The organism is Paenibacillus chibensis (genome assembly GCF_004001045.1).
Taxonomy (GTDB): domain Bacteria; phylum Bacillota; class Bacilli; order Paenibacillales; family Paenibacillaceae; genus Paenibacillus_AQ; species Paenibacillus_AQ chibensis.
In genome coordinates this window covers 1-20,254 of the sequence record NZ_BIMK01000045.1, presented here as the reverse complement: position 1 = coordinate 20,254, position 20,254 = coordinate 1, and the positions used below count along the sequence as shown (strand labels likewise).

The 20,254-nt window shown below is 47.2% G+C and carries 19 protein-coding genes and 1 pseudogene; 18 read left to right on the top strand and 2 right to left on the bottom strand.

Features of this window, described 5'->3' with window-relative positions; translation table 11 throughout:
- Window positions 1-18: 18 nt before the first annotated feature.
- The 15 genes from PCH05_RS25220 (at window position 19) to rlmD (ending at window position 14,761) form a co-directional block, all read left to right on the top strand.
- Entirely contained in the window at window positions 19-684 is a 666-nt protein-coding gene (locus PCH05_RS25220) for a redox-sensing transcriptional repressor Rex (protein WP_127607151.1), read from the top strand.
- Entirely contained in the window at window positions 659-1,972 is a 1,314-nt protein-coding gene (locus PCH05_RS25215) for an amidohydrolase (protein WP_127607149.1), read from the top strand. Before PCH05_RS25220 ends, PCH05_RS25215 begins: the two co-directional genes overlap by 26 nt.
- 62 nt (window positions 1,973-2,034) lie before the next feature.
- Window positions 2,035-2,511: a cell wall elongation regulator TseB-like domain-containing protein gene (locus tag PCH05_RS25210; protein ID WP_127607147.1), complete on the top strand. Its 477-nt coding sequence runs from the start codon at window positions 2,035-2,037 to the stop codon at window positions 2,509-2,511.
- Window positions 2,512-2,809: 298 nt separating this feature from the next.
- On the top strand, window positions 2,810-3,334 hold the full coding sequence (locus tag PCH05_RS25205; RefSeq protein ID WP_127607145.1) for a hypothetical protein: 525 nt from the start codon (window positions 2,810-2,812) through the stop codon (window positions 3,332-3,334).
- Window positions 3,334-4,836 (top strand): AAA family ATPase, encoded by a 1,503-nt coding sequence (locus PCH05_RS25200; protein ID WP_127607143.1) that lies wholly within the window; start codon window positions 3,334-3,336, stop codon window positions 4,834-4,836. Before PCH05_RS25205 ends, PCH05_RS25200 begins: the two co-directional genes overlap by 1 nt.
- Window positions 4,837-4,984: 148 nt before the next feature.
- The gene (locus PCH05_RS25195) at window positions 4,985-5,857 is read left to right on the top strand and encodes a 3-hydroxyacyl-CoA dehydrogenase family protein (protein WP_127607141.1); all 873 of its coding nucleotides are present in this window, start codon (window positions 4,985-4,987) and stop codon (window positions 5,855-5,857) included.
- Window positions 5,854-7,059 (top strand): acetate kinase, encoded by a 1,206-nt coding sequence (locus PCH05_RS25190; protein ID WP_127607139.1) that lies wholly within the window; start codon window positions 5,854-5,856, stop codon window positions 7,057-7,059. Before PCH05_RS25195 ends, PCH05_RS25190 begins: the two co-directional genes overlap by 4 nt.
- Before the next feature lie 47 nt (window positions 7,060-7,106).
- Window positions 7,107-8,402: an asparagine--tRNA ligase gene (gene asnS / locus PCH05_RS25185; RefSeq protein ID WP_127607137.1), complete on the top strand. Its 1,296-nt coding sequence runs from the start codon at window positions 7,107-7,109 to the stop codon at window positions 8,400-8,402.
- Window positions 8,403-8,422: 20 nt separating this feature from the next.
- Entirely contained in the window at window positions 8,423-9,118 is a 696-nt protein-coding gene (locus PCH05_RS25180) for a DnaD domain-containing protein (RefSeq protein ID WP_127607135.1), read from the top strand.
- A 112-nt stretch (window positions 9,119-9,230) separates the two neighbouring features.
- Window positions 9,231-10,115 (top strand): NAD-dependent epimerase/dehydratase family protein, encoded by an 885-nt coding sequence (locus tag PCH05_RS25175; RefSeq protein WP_127607133.1) that lies wholly within the window; start codon window positions 9,231-9,233, stop codon window positions 10,113-10,115.
- A gap of 159 nt (window positions 10,116-10,274) precedes the next feature.
- Window positions 10,275-10,811: an RNA polymerase sigma factor gene (locus tag PCH05_RS25170; RefSeq protein WP_246049947.1), complete on the top strand. Its 537-nt coding sequence runs from the start codon at window positions 10,275-10,277 to the stop codon at window positions 10,809-10,811.
- Entirely contained in the window at window positions 10,804-11,259 is a 456-nt protein-coding gene (locus tag PCH05_RS25165) for a hypothetical protein (protein ID WP_127607131.1), read from the top strand. The genes PCH05_RS25170 and PCH05_RS25165 overlap by 8 nt, the downstream gene beginning before the upstream one ends.
- 76 nt (window positions 11,260-11,335) lie before the next feature.
- Window positions 11,336-12,580 carry a hypothetical protein gene (locus tag PCH05_RS25160; protein ID WP_246049946.1) on the top strand — a complete coding sequence of 415 codons (1,245 nt, stop codon included), beginning with the start codon at window positions 11,336-11,338 and terminating at the stop codon, window positions 12,578-12,580.
- 224 nt (window positions 12,581-12,804) lie between these two features.
- A complete protein-coding gene (gene csaA, locus PCH05_RS25155; protein ID WP_127607208.1) occupies window positions 12,805-13,134 on the top strand; it encodes a chaperone CsaA in 330 nt (109 codons plus the stop codon).
- An 85-nt stretch (window positions 13,135-13,219) separates the two neighbouring features.
- Complete coding sequence (rlmD, locus tag PCH05_RS25150; protein ID WP_127607127.1) at window positions 13,220-14,761, top strand: 23S rRNA (uracil(1939)-C(5))-methyltransferase RlmD; 1,542 nt, start codon at window positions 13,220-13,222, stop codon at window positions 14,759-14,761.
- Window positions 14,762-15,246: 485 nt separating this feature from the next.
- Here the strand turns inward: rlmD and PCH05_RS28215 are convergent.
- Window positions 15,247-15,312: pseudogene (locus PCH05_RS28215) on the bottom strand (hypothetical protein); the annotation flags it as partial.
- 99 nt (window positions 15,313-15,411) lie between these two features.
- Window positions 15,412-16,233: a recombinase family protein gene (locus tag PCH05_RS27800; protein WP_246049945.1), complete on the bottom strand. Its 822-nt coding sequence runs from the start codon at window positions 16,231-16,233 to the stop codon at window positions 15,412-15,414.
- Window positions 16,234-16,736: 503 nt separating this feature from the next.
- On the opposite strand from PCH05_RS27800, the gene PCH05_RS25140 reads away from it, so the two are divergent.
- Genes PCH05_RS25140 through PCH05_RS25130 form a run of 3 tightly spaced genes read left to right on the top strand, consistent with a single transcriptional unit; the run spans window position 16,737 to window position 20,191 of the window.
- Window positions 16,737-17,837: an ABC-three component system protein gene (locus tag PCH05_RS25140; RefSeq protein WP_164766796.1), complete on the top strand. Its 1,101-nt coding sequence runs from the start codon at window positions 16,737-16,739 to the stop codon at window positions 17,835-17,837.
- Window positions 17,830-18,339 (top strand): ABC-three component system middle component 2, encoded by a 510-nt coding sequence (locus tag PCH05_RS25135; RefSeq protein ID WP_127607123.1) that lies wholly within the window; start codon window positions 17,830-17,832, stop codon window positions 18,337-18,339. The genes PCH05_RS25140 and PCH05_RS25135 overlap by 8 nt, the downstream gene beginning before the upstream one ends.
- Window positions 18,332-20,191 (top strand): hypothetical protein, encoded by a 1,860-nt coding sequence (locus PCH05_RS25130; RefSeq protein WP_127607121.1) that lies wholly within the window; start codon window positions 18,332-18,334, stop codon window positions 20,189-20,191. The genes PCH05_RS25135 and PCH05_RS25130 overlap by 8 nt, the downstream gene beginning before the upstream one ends.
- Window positions 20,192-20,254: the final 63 nt, after the last annotated feature.

Sequence of the window (20,254 nt, the reverse complement as noted above, 5' to 3'; positions counted from 1 at the left end):
TTATTAGGGGGAGCAAGCATGAAATCGGAGAAAATATCCGAAGCGGTTGTCCGCAGATTGCCTGTGTATTTAAGATATTTGAACGATTTGAACAAGCGCGAGGTCGCAACGGTTTCATCACAGGAGCTGGGGCAGAAGCTTGACCTGAATCCTGCGCAAATCCGCAAGGATCTGGCTTATTTCGGGGATTTTGGCCGAAAAGGGATCGGTTACGATGTATCGTACTTGATCGAGAAAATCCGCCACATCCTGAATCTGGACCAGCAAATCAACGCGGTACTTGTGGGTGCCGGTAATTTGGGTCATGCCCTCTCGAACTATAACCTGTACTTGCGGGAGAACATTAAGATCGTTGCGGTATTTGACGAAAATCCGAAAAAGATCGGTACCCGCATCAGCACCTTGACCGTGCAGCCAATGGATGAAATCAGCGGCACGATCAAAAGCAAAAATATCCGCATCGGCATCATTACCGTACCTGACGTGGAAGCGCAGAACGTGGCGGATCGTTTGATCGCTTCCGGAATCGAGGCCATTCTCAACTTCGCGCCAACCATTCTGAAGGCGCCGGCCAGCATCCGGATTCATGCGGCAGATTTCACGACGGATCTGCTCAGCCTGGCTTATTATTTGGACAATGGAAAGGACGAATCTACGGATGACCGAGAACACGAAGACAAATAAATGGATGATTAAAAACGGCAGCTTCGCCGTTCCGGATGCGGTTAAACCTGTCATTCACGGCTGCATGGTGATCGAGAACGACCGGATCACCTATATCGGAGAGGAGACTCCTGAGCTTGAAAGCGGCATTCCCGTCGTGGACGGGACACATCTATTCTTTTTGCCTGGTTTGATTAACACGCATGGCCATGCAGCGATGTCGCTGCTTCGCGGCTATGGGGACGACATGGCGCTGCAAATCTGGCTGGAAGAAAAAATGTGGCCGATGGAGGCTAAGTTTACGTCTGATGATGTATATCGGGGCACCTCCTTATCCGTTCTGGAGATGTTGAAGGGCGGAACAACTACATTTCTGGACATGTATGATCATATGGATCAGGTGGCTCAGGTGGTGCAAGAATCCGGAATACGCGCTTCCCTGATGCGCGGCGTCATTGGCCTTTGCCCTGAGGATGTTCAGCGTCATAAGCTGAATGAGGCGATTCAGTTTGCGCGTGATTGGAATGGACAGGCCGATGGCAGAATCACGACCATGATTTCCCCGCATGCGCCTTATACCTGCCCTCCGGACTTTATCGAGAAGTTCGTGCAGGCGGCCCATGATCTGGATCTGCCGATGCATACGCATATGTCCGAGACCAAGGCTGAGGTGGAGCAGAACGTGCGCGATTACGGCCTTCGTCCGGTGGCTCATCTGGAGAAGCTCGGCATGTTCTCGCGGCCATCGCTGGTTGCTCACGCGGTTCACCTGAACGACGAGGAGATTGAAATTCTTGCCGCGAATCATGTTTCCGTATCCCACAATCCGGGCAGCAACCTGAAACTCGCCAGCGGTGTCGCCAGGGTAACAGATCTGCTGAAAGCCGGCGTGACGGTCTCGCTTGGAACCGATGGAGCCGCAAGCAATAACAACCTCGACATGTTTGAAGAAATGCGTCTCGCAGCATTGATTCATAAAGGGGTTTCCGGCGATCCGACGGCAATTCCGGCGATGGAAGCCCTTAAAATGGGAACGATCTATGGTGCGCAGTCGATCTTCCTGAAGGACATAGGGACGCTGGCTCCAGGAATGAAGGCCGATTTTATCGCTTTGAACACGGAACAGGCTCATTTTCTGCCGCATACCGATTTGATATCCCATGCCATTTATTCGGCTAGCAGCAAGGATGTCGAGCATGTTTGGGTTGACGGCAAGCAAGTCGTGAAGCATGGAGCCTGCCTGACGCTGGACGAAGAGCGGATTCGCCGCGAAGCCCAGGCTGCTTTTGACGGTCTCTTGTCCCGTTAAGGACGGCCTCGGAAAGGGAGCTTATGTTAAAGAAAAAGAAAACATGGATATTTCTTGGTATTGTGATTATACTTCTGCTGGGCTTTGCCTCTTACCGTTACTACATATACGTGACGCAGGATATCCGTGCACAGGAAACGGCAGCTATTCTGGCGGCCAAGAAGGAGACAAGCCTTGTCAAGGTAACCGATGCGCAGAAGGCGGTCTGGGACAGCATCTGCTGGACCATAGAAGGCCTCGATCAAGAGAACCGTCCGCTCATGGTGTGGGTAACGATGGATGAAAACGGCAAGGTCAAATCCGGGGAAGGGTCTGTTCATGAGGAATTGCTGGCGAACGGTTTATCCGAGCAGCAGATGAAGGAACTGATTCATAAAGCAATTCCCGATGCCGATAAGATGAGACTACTGCCGGGAATGTATAACGGCGAATATGCCTGGCAGCTATTTTACCGCTCTCAGGATCATTATTATTATCAATTTTACCGCTTCAGCAACGGACAAAGCATTGGTGGGCCGTTCACGCTGCCAAATAAGTGATCACCCAGTAAATGGTAAGAACCTCATTGCGAAATGGGGTTCTTTGGCGTACACAGGATAAAATTTTAAATATTTTCACACTTTACCTTCGATATTATATATACGATGTGATATACTTTTATTTGTATTCGAGAGATATATGACAAGCTGCTATCGCCGCTGTTATTGATGTTGATAGAGGAAAGCCTGAATAACCGTGACGAGAAGCTTTTTGGCGGAGCTCCTTTGCCACGGTTGTCTATTTTTCGTATGATAGTTATATATTTATTTTTTTATAATCTGAGAGGAGGACAAGCGATTGAAACTTCGTCCATTACCTATTGTACTGACTGTCATAATATCTGCTGCCCTGCTGTTTGGCGGCTGGTTCTTTTACCGGCAGACGACACTGCAAGGGCCGCTTCAGAAAATCGTTCAGGATTATAAGGGCGTCAACAGCGCCCAGTTTAATATTAACCGCAATCAGATCAATTTGAAACTTGATTTGAAGCCGGATACGAATTTATCCGGACTTGTCAACCAAATCACGACCAAAGGAAAATCTGTTGTGGGCAGCCGATCGCTTAAATTCGATTTCGTGGATCATTCCTCCGATAAACTGAACCGTTATTGGGATTCTGCGATGTTCTCCGTTGCGGAAGCGATGGACAATAAGAAGTATACGGATATTCCGGCGAAGCTGCAGGAGCTGGCCAAGGATTCGGGGATCAAGACCCAAACCGAGATGGATACCAAGAACGTGTATATCAGTCTCAGTGACGGTTCGGCAAGCAAGTTCATCGTACTGCCGCGAGATCCCGCCAAGATAGGAGTGTGGGAATAATGCCGAGATGGTTGAAAGAAGTACTCATCGGATTTGTGCCGGTTTTGTTAATTTTCCTAGCCTTCATCGGCGTTAATATTATTCCGCTTGTGATTGCTGCACTCATGATCGGCGGACTGCTGTTTCTTGCGAACATGCGAGGCGGATTGGCCGTTGGAGCGGGTGCCGAGCGCAAGCGCAAAAAGAGCGGGCCGCAAAAGCTGACTTTCGAGCAGATCGGCGGTCAGGATAACGCCAAGCAGGAGCTAATGGAAGCATTGGATTTTCTGATTAAGCATGAGGAAATCCGCAAGCTGGGCATTCGTCCCTTGAAAGGGATTCTGCTCACCGGCCCTCCGGGAACCGGTAAAACGCTCATGGCCAAAGCGGCGGCGTATTACACGGATTCCGTATTCGTGGCTGCATCCGGCAGTGAATTTGTGGAAATGTATGTCGGCGTCGGTGCCGGCCGCGTTCGCGATTTGTTCAGGGACGCCCGAAGCCGCGCAGCCAAGGAAAACAAGCAGAGCGCGATTATTTTTATCGACGAAATTGACGTCATCGGCGGCAAGCGTGAAGGCGGGCAGCAGCGGGAATATGATCAGACGTTGAACCAGCTGCTAACCGAGATGGACGGTATTTATTCCTCCGATAGTCCGCGGATTCTGCTGATTGCAGCGACCAACCGTAAAGAAATGCTGGACAGCGCGCTGCTGCGTCCGGGACGTTTTGACCGTCACATCCAAGTGGACCTGCCAGACAAGAAAGGCCGCAAGCATATCCTTGAGCTTCATGCGAAGAACAAGCCGCTGAGTGGCGAGGTCGTTCTGGACAAAATCGCCGAAGAGTCCTACGGTTTCTCCGGTGCGCAGCTGGAGAGCGTCATGAACGAAGCCGCTATCTATGCGATGCGCGACGGATTAAAAGAAATTGAGCAACGACATCTGTCGATGTCGATTGATAAAGTGATGATGGGTGAACGCACGGACCGCGAATCGACGTTGGAAGAGAAGAAACGCGTCGCCATCCATGAGCTTGGACATGCCATCATGGCAGAGCTTGTACGTCCGGGCAGTGTCAGCCAGGTCGCCCTTAGCCCCCGCGGCAAAGCGCTTGGTTACGTTCGCCATAATCCGCAGCAGGAGCAATACTTGTATACCAAGTCATTCCTGGAAGAACAGATTATGATCGCCCTTGGCGGAGCCGCTTCCGAGGAGATTTTCTATGGAGGACGGAGTACCGGTTCCAGCAATGACTTCGAGCAAGCCTTGAACATTGTCCAAACGATGATGAAATCCGGGCTTACATCGCTTGGCATTGTCGACCTGGATATGGTTACCAAAGAGGAACTGATGAAAGAGAATCATATCATACTGGAAGATTTGATGAACCGGACGCGCTCCATGCTCGAAGAGAGACGAACGATATACGAGCAGTCGCTGGATATTTTACTGCAAGAAGAAACCCTTTCAGGCGACCAATTCCGGAATTTGTTTCTTGAACATTCCCTGTTACCAGCATAAGTGACGATGCTGGTTCTTTTTTTTTACTTTTTTCTAATGCTACGTTATATTATAGCTTGGGCTACTATGTACTCTCTCACAGACAACATAGAATCGGGTACATTATAAATATAAGTATAAGTGGCCAATAGGAAGGTGGAAGAGAAAGATGTACTTTAAAAAAATTGGTGTCATTGGTGGAGGGACGATGGGGCAGGGTATCGCTGAAATGCTGGCGGCACGCGGTCTCGATGTTCTTCTGGTCGAAAAAACGCCGGAGAGACTGGACTACTCCTATTCCATGATCGAACTCAGTCTGGACAAGCAGCTCGAAAAATGGGCGATTACCCAGGCTGAAAAAAAATTAATTTTGGGCAGAATTCATAAAGTGGTGCATCTTGCCGAGCTTGGGACCTGCGATATGGTAATCGAGACCATTTCCGAGGACCTGGATGCGAAGAAGCAGGTGTTTTCCCAGCTGGATCAGGTATGTCCTAATCATATTATCCTTGCCAGCAATACGTCTTCACTCAGCTTGACCGAGCTGGCCAGCTCGACCATGTATCCGGAACGCGTGATCGGCATGCATTTCATCCATCCGGTAAGCAAAGTGGATCTGGTTGAAATCATCCGTGGTTTGAAAACATCGGACACCACATTTACGGAAACGAAGCGTTTCGTGGAAGAAGTCGTTCATAAAAAAGGCATTATGGTGTACGAATCCCCGGGCTTCGTTACGAGCCGCATGATTTGCCTCATGATCAACGAAGCGCTGCATATTTTGCAGGAAGGCGTGGCGTCTGCGGAAGACATCGACGATGCCATGCGTATCGGATACCAGTTTCAGCATGGCCCGCTCGAAATGGCAGACCGGTTTGGCCTGGACTCCGTAGAGGCTGCGCTGGACCGCATGTTCCGTGAATTTGGCGAACTGAAATACCGCCCGTCCACGGTACTGAAAAAAATGGTGCGCGCCGGACATTTGGGCGTCAAAACAGGTGAAGGCTTCTTTAAGTACGACAAGGATGGTGATCGGGTATGAAGGTTCTCGTCATTAATGCAGGCAGTTCCTCTTTGAAATACCAGCTTTATGATATGACGGATGAGTCTGTCCTGGCCAAGGGGTTGGTGGAGCGAATCGGCATGGATTCCTCCATTGTTACCCATAAACCGACAGGAGGCACTGAGGTAACGGAGGTCAGTGAGATTTTGGAGCATACCACGGCCATCCGCAAAGTGTTGTCCTTGCTCACAGACCCGGAGCATGGCGTCATCGGATCTGTAGACGAGATTGAGGCCGTCGGACACCGCGTCGTTCACGGCGGTGAATATTTTGGCGAGTCCGCCCTCGTTGACGGGGATGTAAAGACCAAGATCCGCCTCCTGTTCGATCTCGCGCCGCTGCACAACCCAGCATCCATGATGGGGATCAAAGCGGCAGAGTCCAACATGAACGTGCCGCAGGTTGTCGTATTCGATACGGCGTTCCATCAGTCCATGCCGGAACACGCGTATTTATACGCCATTCCAAGAGTACTATACAGCAAGCATAAAGTAAGACGTTACGGCGCACACGGTACATCGCATGAATTCGTCAGCAAAACAGCGGCTGAATTTTTGAACCGTCCAATCGAAGACCTGAAGATTATTTCCTGCCACGTCGGCAACGGCGCCAGCGTTACGGCTGTCAAAGGGGGACGTTCCATTGATACCTCCATGGGCATGACACCGCTGGAAGGGCTGATGATGGGGACACGCAGCGGCGATCTGGATCCTGCGATCGTGCCTTATGTCATGAACAAGGAAGAATTGACGGTCAACGAAGTGAACTCGATGCTGAACAAGCACAGCGGGCTGCTGGCCATCTCGGGAATCAGCAGCGACATGCGCGAAATCACGGACGGAATGCAAAAGGGCGACGCCAACTCAAAGCTGGCCTTTGACATGTATGAGTACCGTCTCCGTAAATACATCGGATCGTATGCAGCCGTTATGAACGGCGTCGACGTCATCACGTTTACTGCCGGCGTCGGAGAGAATTCGGTTGTTTTACGTAAAAAAGTATGCGAAAATTTGACTTACCTAGGCGTCGAGCTGGACGATGAGCTTAATGAGATCCGCTCCGGCGAACCGCGCCGTATTTCTACGGCCAATTCCAAGGTAGAGGTGCTCGTGATTCCAACCAATGAAGAGCTTGTCATTGCGCGTGATACGAATCGCATCGTTCAGGGATTGATGTCGTAGGCATGAACTGAAATTTAGCAAGCAATAGCAAAGGGAGAGATTTAGGCATGGCCACCAAAAGTGTGATTCGTGATGTGAATCAGCATGTAGGAGAAACCGTTACGATCGGCAGCTGGATTAACAACAAGCGTTCTAGCGGTAAAATCCAGTTTCTGCAGCTTCGTGACGGAAGCGGATATATTCAGGGCGTCGTGGTGAAAAGCGAGGTTTCCGAAGAGGTATGGAATGACGCGAAAAGCTTGACGCAGGAGAGTTCGGTATACGTGACAGGCGTAATCCGCGAAGAGCCGCGCAGCCAATCCGGTTATGAAATGACCGTAACGGGCCTGGAAATCATCCATCTGACCGAAAATTATCCGATTACGCCCAAGGAGCATGGCATCGATTTCCTGATGGATCACCGCCACTTGTGGCTTCGTTCTCCGAAGCAGCGTGCCATTCTGGTCATCCGCGGCGAAATTATTCGCGCCGTGCAGGAATTTTTCGACAAAAACGGTTTTACCCTCGTGGATCCGCCTATTCTGACGCCAACCTCGGCTGAAGGAACGACGAATCTGTTCCATACCAAATATTTCGAAGAGGATGCATATCTGACACAAAGCGGTCAGCTATACATGGAAGCGGCAGCGATGGCGCTTGGCAAAGTCTATTCCTTCGGTCCGACATTCCGTGCCGAGAAATCCAAGACGCGCCGTCATCTGATCGAATTCTGGATGATCGAACCGGAGATGGCCTTTACCGACCATGAAGAGAGCCTTCAGGTCCAAGAACAGTTCATCTCGTACGTGGTTCAATCCGTCGTGAAGAACTGCAAGGCGGAGCTGGAAGCGGTAGGACGCGATATTTCCAAGCTGGAAAACATCAAGGCGCCGTTCCCTCGCATCACTTATGACGAAGCCATCACATTCCTGCAAGGCGAAGGCTTCGATATCCCTTGGGGCGAAGACTTCGGTGCGCCGCATGAAACAGCGATTGCCGAAAAATATGACAAGCCTGTTTTCATTACGCATTATCCAGCCGGTATCAAGGCATTCTATATGAAGCCGGATCCTAACCGTCCTGAAGTGGTTCTCTGCGCGGACATGATCGCCCCAGAAGGCTACGGGGAAATTATCGGGGGCTCACAGCGTATCGACGATCCAGCTCTGCTGGAACAGCGTTTCAAAGAGCATGACCTGTCCATGGAGACCTATCAGTGGTACATGGATCTGCGTACTTACGGAACAGTACCGCATTCCGGCTTCGGACTCGGACTCGAACGCACAGTAGCGTGGATTTGCGGCCTAGATCATGTACGCGAAACCATTCCATTCCCTCGTACCTTGTATCGTCTGTACCCATAATATAAGGTGAGGTGAAGCTCATGGACAGCACAGGATGGAAAACATGGGCTGAGGGAGCTTCATCCGGTCTCGGAGCGGGAATGGCGGTTGTACCGTACGTTCTGCTCCAGCATTATCGCAAACTGAAGCTCAGCGATCAGGAAACGTTACTGCTCATTCACTTGATCTCCTTCAAACAAGTGGAACAAAAGGATTTTCCCACGCTGGAAGAGCTTCAGGAAGTCATGGGGACTTCGGCGCAATCGATCGCGCAAAGCCTGCAGAAGCTGCTTAAGGAGGGGTTGATCAGCATTGACGAAGAGCTTGATGAGCTGCGCGGCATTCAATACGAACGCTACAACTTGTCAGGTTTGTACATCAAGCTGGGGCAATGCCTTGCTGCCTTGGAGAAAAATATTTCCTCGCAGCGAAGCAGCCGCCTGAAGCAGCAGGAAAACCTCGAGCCGGAGGAAGGGCATAATCTGTTCGTCGTCTTCGAAAAGGAATTCGGACGTCCGCTTTCACCTATGGAATGCGAAACAATTTCCGGGTGGATCGATCAGGATCGCTATCCGGAAGAGCTGATTCGGATGGCGCTCAAGGAGGCCGTGTTTGCCGGAAAAGTCCATTTCCGGTATATCGACCGCATCCTGCTCGAATGGAGCCGAAACCGCGTGAAAACGGTGAACGATGCCAAAGCCTATACGCAAAAATTCCGCAGCAGCGGACGATCATAAATGACACAGGGCGTGTCTTTCGGAGAGCATCCGGAAGACACGCTTTTTGTGGTAAAATACAATGAGTGTGAAATGATGATAAATCAACAGACCCATACGAGGAGGAGCATCGATGAAGAACATATTAATCCTGGGCGGAACCCGCTTTTTCGGCAAAAGGCTTGTTCAGCTGCTTCTGGACGAAGGACATAAAGTAACAATCGCCACACGCGGCAATACGGAGGACGGCTTCGGCGACCAAGTGGGGCGGATTCAGCTGGACCGCGAGAACAAAGAATCGCTGGCGAAAGCGGTAGAGAACGGCCAGGAATGGGATACCGTATACGACAATATCTGTTATTCTCCGCAAGCCGCACAGGATGCATGCGATGTATTCAAAGGAAAAGTCAAAAGATACATACTCACGTCCACCCTGTCGGTCTACGAGCCGGCTTCCCGCGCGCATGAAGAGAAGGATGTGAATCCTTACATTTATCCGGTCACCCTGGGCGGGAAAAATGATTTTTCCTACGGTGAAGGCAAACGTCTCGCGGAAGCGGTACTGTTCCAAAATGCCGATTTTCCGGTCGCGGCCGCGCGCATTCCCATCGTGCTTGGAGAAGACGACTATACGGGACGCTTGGAGTTTCATATCGATCACGTGAAAAAAGAGCAGCCGATCGGAATTCCGAATCTGGATGCCAAAATGTGCTTTATTTCTTCCGGTGAAGCCGCAGCCTTCCTCAGCTGGCTTAAAAATCAGCGCGTGGAAGGTCCGATCAATGCACGCTCTGAAGGAGACGTCAAGCTATCCGAACTCATCCGTTGGATCGAAAAAGAAACCGGAAAAAAAGCATTGATCACGAAGCAGCCAAGAAAAGAAGATGAATCTCCGTTTGGCGTACCGGATTCCTGGGTGATGGATACGAGCAAGGCACAGCGCCTCGGCTTTCAATTTCAGCCGCTGCGCTCCTGGCTACCTGCTCTGATCAGCCAGCTGTCCGCAGTGGAAAGATAACGAACGATTCAGATTTATCCATAATACAGCCCTTTCCTCCCGGGGAAGGAGGCTGTATTTTCTTTTTCTCAAAAAAAATTCAACAAATCTGCAGGGTTAGAAAAAATCACGTCGTCTATGAATGTGGGGAAGGGGGAGAGAAAGATTGACGAAGAACGTTTGATTGATCAAATCAGGCGAGGAGACCAGGCTGCATTCCGGATGCTTGTTCAGCAGTACGGGCAGCATGTGTTCCAAACCGCCTATTCTGTGCTCAAAAACGCGAAAGATGCGGAAGATGCGGCGCAGGAAGTTTTTTTGCAGGTCTATAAATCTCTCCCGGATTACCGTTCCCAAGGGTTCAAGACATGGATTACACGAATTGCCGTCCATAAAGCGATAGATGCCAAACGCCGGCTGAACAGGCGACTGGAAGATCCAATGGCCGAGGGCGAGCTGATCGAGCACCTGCCGTCGGCGGAAGAGGATGTGCTGGGGCAACTGCTACGCCGAGAGAAAAAGAAGCTGCTGGAGACGAAGCTCGGTCTCCTGCCGGCCCAGCACAAGGAGATATTAATTCAATTCTATATACAGGAAAAGAGCTATGACCAAATCGCCAAGGAGCAGGATATTGCGGTCAAAACCGTGGAATCCCGGTTGTACCGGGCGAGGAGCTGGATTCGTACCCACTGGAAGGAGGAAGAATGGAATGAGTGACCATAAAGAGGCAAGGCCGACAATGGAGGAATGGGCTGCTTATATCCGCGGCGAGGTCGCTTCGGAGCAAACTGATTGGATGGAATCGCTGCTGCTTGAGGATGAGGAAGCATTTTCTCACTATATGCAGGCCATGGATATGGAAGCACAGGGGCTCCCCCTGCTGACAGATCCGGAAGGTTTTGTAGAGCAGGTGATGCATCAGGTTGAAATTCCGGAGACGACAGCGAAGCTATCAGAACTGAAAGACAAGGGACGCCGCTGGTATGAACACCGCTTGTTCCATTATGCGATCGCCGCCTGCCTGACTCTGATCTTCCTCTCAGCCGGGTGGTTCGACAAGCTTACGCCGGTCCAACAGCAGGTGGATGCCCATGTCAGCAAGGGCTCCTACAGCGATGAGCTGGTCAAAGTTACAACAGGCTGGCTCGACCGGATGAAGCCTTAAAGGCGTTATGAAGCATGAATATGACTTGAGAAAAAATGTGAAAGGAAAGATGAATGTGGTACCATACCGCAATAAAATGACGGCCTTTATCCTCAATTTCATTCCGGGGCTGGGTCATTATTACATGGGAAGAAAAGGCAGAGGCTTCATATATCCGCTCCTGTTTTTTGGAGGCATTCTGCTGGGATTTATGCTGTTTGTAGCCAGCAATGACGAGATGTTTTTCTTCATACTCACGGCTTTATGCGCCGTACTGCTATGGATCGTCTGCATGCTGGATCTGCTCGTTTATCTGCTGCGGATGCCGCCTGCGCAATATCCTTATCCGCCGGGTGGATATCATCCTGACGGGCAAAACGGTCAGCCTTATTATGCTCCTCCTGGACCCCCTCCTGCAGGACTGGGCATCTATCCCGATTCGGAGGGCATGGAAGGTATGGGGATGGGGGGCCCGGAAGGCACGGCCGGACCGGATATGCGGTTCTACCCGCCGTACCCGCCGCAGAGCGGATCGGCGCAAAGCCCGGAGAGCGAGCGTTTTTATACGATCTTGCTGTCCTTCGTTCCGGGGCTGGGCCATTTGCATATGGGACTTATGCAGCGCGGCTTGTCGTTCCTGATCGCCTTTTTCGGGCTCGGGACCATTATGTTCTTCCTGACCGGACTGACCAGTCACACGATCTTCCTGCTGTTTCTCGGTGTGCTGCCGATCATTTGGCTGTACTGCATGTTTGATGCCGTTCAGCTTATCCACCGCCGGCAGGCGGGCGAAGTGCTGCAGGACCGCAGCCTGTTCGACGACATGGAAGCAGGCAGGGAGGAGGGCAAGCGCAGCAAAGTGATTGCTACGCTGCTGTCCGCCTTCCCCGGGGCCGGTCATATGTACCTGGGACTCCAGAAGAGAGGCCTGCAGCTGATGGTTATTTTCCTGGGGAGCGTGTACGTGCTGGATGTGCTCCATCTGTCACTGTTTCTCTTTTTGATTCCGCTAATCTGGTTTTTCTCGTTCTTTGACGGACTGCAGCAAACCAGCCGATATGGCAGAGAGCCGCTCGTTGACCGTCCGATCGTGGAAGGCATCTCGAATCATCAGCGCTGGGTCGGGGGCGGCTTGATGCTGTTGGGACTCTATTATGTGGCTACGAGCATTTTGTTTCCTCTTCTAACCAGCTGGTTTCCGGATTTGTACATCGATTACAGAGTCAGCCGTTACCTGAAACCGGCCATCGTGGCCATCCTGCTCATTGGCGGGGGCATCAGGCTGATGATGAACACGGAGAAGAAGTCTGCGGACAGAGATGGGAATCTTCACGGAAAATAACAACGGAAGCGCATGTATGAGTGAAGATGTAAAAAAGATATTGAATTCGGGCAAAAGGGGCATGTGAATGCTCCTTTTTTGCTGTTCAAAAATGTGCCCTTTGTTTTGACATCCATTCGTTTTTGTAGTCGAGCTTGTACTCCGACCTAAAAAGATTGTCGCTGTTTGCTGCGATTTGTTAAGATGGAACAAGATAAACGGATAGGGATGGTGTAAACGTGAGCATGGTAACGATCGAGGATTTGTTGAAGCTGGATATCCGAATTGGAACGATTATAAAAGCTGAGATATTTGAAAAAGCACGTAAGCCGGCAATCAAGCTGGAGATCGATTTCGGTCCTCTTGGGATCAAACGCTCTTCGGCGCAAATTACGCGGAGATACGCGCCGGGTCAACTGGTCGGCAGACAGGTGGCAGCGGTGGTTAACTTCCCGCCGCGGCGGATCGCGGGCTTTGATTCAGAAGTACTCGTGCTCGGCGGCGTACCGGAGGAGGGGGACGTAGTCCTGCTGAAACCGGATCTGGTGGTACCGAACGGTACGTCGATCGCCTGACCGATTCCGAATAACATTGGGTACGAAGCTCCGATGTGATATAGTGTAATAATGAATTGATAAGAGAAACGGAGCGAACATCAGGATGGCTGAGAAGATAAACAACAAGGCGACGGGCAAACCGGCGGGTGCTCCTTCTGCACGGACCCAAGCTGCCCATCCGAAGCGACAGCAGCAAGGGAAAACGCAGGCGTCTGTGGGCAGCACAAGCTCATCACATCGCCGGCAGTATCCGGCCAACAAACCGGCTGCTGCTTCAGCCGAAAACGTAAAGGTGGGAGACCGGATCATCGTTACGATCAAGCGGATCGGCATCAACGGCGAAGGGGTCGGATATTACCGCCGGAAAGCGGTCTTTATCGACGGCGCGCTGACGGATGAGGTGATCAAGGCCAAAGTGACCCGTGTGGAGCCAGGGTACTTGAACGCGGAAATCCTGGAAATCGAGAAGCTGTCGCCCGAGCGGCAGGAGCCGCCTTGTCCCGTGTATGGCATCTGCGGCGGCTGCCAGCTTCAGCATATGACGTACGGGGCACAGCTGCAGGCGAAGGAAGAGATCGTCCGCGAATCGTTCCGGCGCTACGCCAGACTGGAGGAGCTTCCGCTGCGGCCGATGATCGGCATGGATAATCCGTGGGGTTACCGCAACAAGGCCCAATTGCAGGCCGGACGCGAAGGGGAAGACATCATCGCGGGATTGTATGCGGCAGGCTCGCACCGCCTGATCGATATTAGCGGCTGTCCGATCCAGCATCCGGTCGTGAACCGCGTGATCGAGCAGGTCAAAGAGGTGATGGAGGAGCTCGACATTCCCGTATACAATGAACGGACCCGCGAGGGGGCCGTGCGGACCATTGTGGCCCGTGTCGGCCAAACCAGCGGCAAGGTGCAGCTGACATTCATCACGTCGACGGATCGCCTGCCGGATTCGAGAAGAGTGGTGGAGAAAATCCGTGATCGCCTGCCGATGGTAACCACGATTGCCCATAACATTCATAAAGGCAAATCGCCGCTTGTTTTCGGCAATAAAACAGTCGTACTCTGGGGCGCGGATCAGTTGGAGGAGTCGCTCGGCGATGTGAAATTTGCCTTGTCGCCGCGGGCTTTCTTCCAGCTGAATCCCGAGCAAACCGTTAAGTTGTATAACGCCGTCCAGGAGGCGGCGGGGCTGACCGGCTCGGAACTCGTGGTTGACGCGTACTGCGGAACCGGCACGATCGGACTGTGGCTGGCCCCGTTCGCCTACGAGGTGCGAGGGATCGAGCTGATCCCCGAAGCGGTGCTGGATGCACGGGATAACGCCAAATCATCCGGCGTCGATAACGCCCGATTTTATGAGGGACGAGCCGAGCAGCTGCTCCCCGACTGGGTGAGCAATGGCATCCGTCCGGATGTCGTGGTCGTCGACCCGCCGCGTACGGGCTGCGAGCGTCCGCTGCTTGACGCCATCGTGCGTTCGAAGCCGAAGCGGCTCGTGTACGTGTCCTGCAACCCGGCGACGCTGGCGAAGGACTGCCAGGTGCTGCTGAGCGGCGGGTACAAGATCGAATGGGTGCAGCCGGTGGACATGTTTCCGCAGACGAGCCACGTTGAGTGCTGTGCGTTGATAGTTAGAAGTAAAGAATAAGCAGAGGGGGCCGAGAATCTGTAGAAGATTCTCGGACTCCCGTCTGCTTTTATTTCAATACGATCAATTAGTCTGTGAAGTATTTCTGGAGTGAGTTCATTGAATGACATAAAGTCATCAAGGCTCTTTTTTAGTTCTGTAAAGGCTAATGTATTGTCACTCACTTGAAGTGATTTTTCGAGTTCATATTTTCGTTTGATGATTTCGTCGATTTCTTGGTTTAAAGAAGCTAAGTAATCGTCATATTCATTTTTGGGCATGTCACCATCAAAGTGTTTGTCATGAGCAAGATTCCTACGTTTTTTTAATTTCTCCAATTGAGCATCAATGGATTTGATCAATTTCTCATTCTGTTGACTCTGCTTCATTAACTGATTTTCCAGTTTTTTGAAGATGGATGCATTGCTTAAATTTGAAAGAAGTAACTGGATGTCTTGCATGATTACCGAAACAAGTTCTACTTCTCGAACAAGATGATCACTACATTTATTACTACCGTGTTTGTTATAGTTCCCACACATGTAACCTTTGCAATTCTTTTTGAAGTGCATCCCACGACCGCAATCTGCACAATAAGCTGTATTCGTGAATAAGTGTACCTCTGCTTGTGGTCTTGTTCGTTTGCGACTTTGCAGTAATTGCTGGGCAACTTAAAATTCTTTCTTATCAATTATAGGCTCGTGCGTATTCGGTACGATGATATATTCTTCTGGCTTCCTATAGTTTCTATTCTTGTTTGTGACGCTCTTGGTTGTTGATCTGCACTGTACCATATCCCCCATGTAATGTGGATTTGTTAAGATCGTTAGGATAGTCGAACCGCCCCAGGTATCGGTTGCATTTTTCTTTCCAGCAATTTGAGAAGGTGTAGGAATCCCCTCCTCATATAACTCTTTTGCAATACGATCACGTCCTTTCCCTGTAAGAAAGCCTTTGAATATCCTTCTGACAATATCAGGAGTGGCATCATTTCGGATAAATAACCTACCATCTTTCACTTCATAACCAAGTGGTGGAATTGATCCTTTAAACTCACCTCGTTGAGCTTTGAGTTTGAAAGTTGTTTTTACACGATCACTGATGTTCTGTGATTCTCGCTCATACATCCATGCGTATAAACCGAACATATGGACGTTACCTTCTAAAGTATTGATAGCATTATCAAGGGTGTTAATATGGAGGTTATGTTGTTCCGCCATATCTCTGATTTCATAGGATAGTCGTCCATTCCTCGCTAATCTGGATAATTCCTTCGCCATAATCACATCGAATTTGTTGGCTTTGGCATCAGCGATCATGCGTTGCAATACAGGTCGTTTGGATGTTGTTCCGCTTTCAACCTCTACATAAATCTCATGGATAGTCCAACCCTTTTCGGCAACATAATTTAAGAATAGATTCCGCTGGTTTTCCAACGATGTTTTCTGTTCTTCTTTGTCGGTTGAAACTCGAACATATATTGCACATCTCATGCGGCATTCTTCCTTTCGTCATGAGATGTGACCGTATTCACCTGATTACGATCGTAATAGGACCTGATTAGGCTGTCAACTCTTTCGTCAATCAATGTTTGGATGATGTCTTCAAAAGACAATTTGTTTTCGTTATTGAAAATTCTTTCAACTTGCATATTTATTCCTCCTCCGATTATTAAGTTTGAGTGCATGTTGGATAGTCGGAAGGATTCAATACACATTTCTTCCACAAACGAGTATGAACCGTATTTCTATCATTTCACCGATGAAATCTGCAGTATTTCCTTCGGTGATTTGAGTATATGAAAAAAATAAGGTTCTGAGTTCGAAAAACGGTTCTACTCGTGTCGGAGGTTTATCGCTTTAAAGTATTAAATTAAAATAATGCTTGTTAGTTTGTTGTTAAGCGGGGGGAAGTGGGAGGAAATTTTAGGTAATATGTCGAAGTTTAGAAAATAGGACTAATTGACTGAATGAAGATATATATAGGGGTATATAACATGGAAGTATTAAATGAGATTACTAAGCCAAAGGTTCAGAGTTTAACTAATCAACAAATTCTCTATGGGATGGCTACTACAATTCCTGCAATTGAATTAATATCTTTATTTTCAGATGCAGAATTTGAAAAGTTTATTCAAGAGTGGGCGACAGGTTACCTATTTGAAATAGTAGGGTATAAGAAGGTTTACCGTAATGCTGGTGCAGGAGATAAGGGCAGAGATGTGGTTGCGTTTCATGATGATTCGGGGGAAGAATGGGATTGTTACCAGTGTAAGCATTACGGCCATGCTTTAGCTCCAAGTGATGTTTGGGTTGAGTTTGGGAAGTTATGTTATTACTCTTTCAAAAGAGAATTTACTGTACCTAAAAAGTATGTTTTTGCAACTTCTAAAGGTATTGGACCCACGCTTAAATCGTACATTCAGAATCCTCAGCAACTAAGAAGCAACCTGATAGAAAATTGGGAAAAGCATTGTAAAAATAAAATAACTGATACTGAAATTGTCGACTTAACTGGTGATTTTAAAAAATATGTTGAACAATTTGATTTTAGTATAGTAGGATTCCTTGACCCTCTTGAGGTAATTGAACAGCATAGAAAAACACCATATTACGTACCGAGATTTGGTGGCGGATTTAATAAGTTTAGGGAAGAAGCGATTACACCTGATGAAATTCATGAGTCTGAGTTGACTTATGTAACAAAATTATTAGAAGCATACAGTGAAGATAAGGGAATAACAATTAATAATCCTGACGAATTAACAAGTTACAATACTTATAACAATCACTTCAAACGTGAAAGAATCCACTACCACAAGGCTCAATCACTTGCGTCATTTGAACGAGATACATTGCCAGAAGGTGCGGACGCATTTGGTAAATTGAAAAGATCGGTGTATATGGGTGTTATTGATACTGTTGAATCCAATTTTTCCAGTGGTTTTGCAAGGGTGAAGGAGGTAACAAAAACAGCAAGGAGTTTGCAATTATCAGGAAATCCCCTAATTACTGTAGTTGAGGATGATGATCGGCATGGAATTTGCCATCATCTTGCGAATGACGGCTTAATCGAATGGGTGAGAACAAATGAGTAGGATTACCAAAAGTCCTGAGGACTTTCTATTATTTAATTCAAATTTAGAAGTTGCATTAAGAATACTTGTATTATTAAGCCAAGATTCAAGTAATACATATGATTTAGACAGGTTGGTTATTTTTGATTACTTTATCATACATGCAAATGATATTGATAGCGGACAAACTAACTTGCACCCATCACTACCATTAAGAGGTTCTGAAATAATCATCAAACGAAAATTGATTTCTGAAGGGTTAGACCTATTAGTGAGTAGAGGGTTAATTGAAATCTTATATGAGGACTCAGGAGTATATTACCAATCAAATAGCTTAACTAAAATGTTCGTTGAATTATTAAAGAGCGATTACTTTATGATTTTAAAAAAAATATCTATTTGGGTTGCCGAAAGATACCGATCTATTGAAACATCAGAATTGAACTCCATCGTAAATAAGAACATTCAACAGTGGGGTGGAGAGTTTGAATTTGAATCATTAGTGAGAGGTAATTATGAATAAAAACTACGGCTTGTTGATAAAAAGACTTGTTTTATCGAATGGCACGAAAAAGAGAGAAGTTGAATTCTCTGAAGGACTTAACATCATCTCAGGTCCAACGGATACAGGAAAGACCTATGTATTCCAATGGTTGAAGTATATGCTTGGATCTAATGATTCCCCGAAAACAATACCTGAAAATATAGATTTTCTCGACGGATACTTAGAATTTTATTCTTTCGCCAAAAAAGAAACTATTACTTTAAGGCGGGTATTTTCGACAAATAAAGTTTTCATATATTCTTGTTCTTTCGAAAGCATTAACGATAAAACCGAATACTTACGAATTAATACAAGGGGGAGTACAAAATTAATTTCCAGTAATATGATGGAGTACCTTGGTGCTAACTCTGAAGTTGAATTAAGAACACATGTTGAAGAAGAGAAGTATAGGAAATTAGCCTTCCGTGATTTTTTACACTTTTCTCTAATAGATGAGAAAGAAGTAATCAAAGATAAAACGTTGTTAACAACGGGACAGTACGTATCCAGGACAGTGGAATTAAATGCATTTTTTTATTTTATTTCTGGTAAGTATACTTCTTTTATTTCGTACTTATCTAAATTGAGAAATAGTAAGAAGAAAAAAGAAAAGCCACAGGCTGACAAAGCAGATTACTTGGATGGATTAATAATTGAAACTCAAAATGAATTAGATACATTACAAGCAGGTGAGAATTCATTAGGGATTTCGTTTCAAGAAGAATTTTTATTTGTAACTTCTGAAATAAAACAGCATAGCGAAGTTATAAAGGAGACTTTTGAAAATACGGAGAAATTAAAAACCAAAAGATTAGTGAATCAAGAACTCATAAAAAGATTTAATTTACTAAAGGAGCATCTCAATTCTGACCTTCGACGTCTGGATTTTATATTAGAAGGTGGCAGTATTATTTCAAATCTTCAACCAGAAAATTGCCCAACCTGCGGCAAACAACTCGATGACTACCATGATGAAACACACCACGAAAAAGTTGTAAGAGGGGTTAATTATGAAAAGTTAATCTCATCCTACAGTTCCGAGAAAGAAAAAATACTGTTGAATCTAAGCGATTTAAGTATGACAATAGGAAACTTAGAGGAAGATATTAGTGAAATAAATAAAGAGATATTGAGAGAAGAAAAGAAATATAGTGAGATTAAACAAAAGGTTGAGAATGAACTTAAACCAACTCAAGCTTCACTTCAAGAAAAAATCGATAAGCAGGTAGATGCAAAATTAATTAAAGTTAAAATAGAGTATTTAACAAATCAGCTAATCAGATTAAATTCGCAAAAGAAATTGTTTGGCACAACAAACTTACTAATTGAATCTCCTAAAGAACCAACAATCGAAAAGGATGTAGTAGATAAAAATATTGAAGAACTTACGAAGTTAATGAATGGCTTTTTAGTAGATATGAAATTTCCAGACCTTGATTTAAAGTCTAATAACGTTTCTTTTGATTTCAAAGAATTTGATTTTATTATTAATGGTAAAGCAAGGTCCGTTTTTGGAAAAGGCTTTAGATCTATTATCTACAGTGTTTTTGTAATTAGTTTAATGGACTATTGTCAAAGAAATAACTTACCTCATGCTGGATTTGTATTAATTGATTCACCGTTAACAACATTTCAAGAAGCAAATGGGACGGAGGAAGAAGAGAAGGTTCCCGAAGAATTGAAAGTTAGATTTTTAAATACATTTTGTAACATAGTTGGATCTCAAATAATAATATTAGAGAATAAATTCTCTATGAATGTTAATGAAAAGAAGATGAACTTTATTGAGTTTACAAAGGATAGAACAACTGGAAGATACGGCTTTATGTAAGATGTAAAATGATTAACTGAGATTGGGATGTGGCTCCTATGCTTAATGCATGGAGCCTTTTTT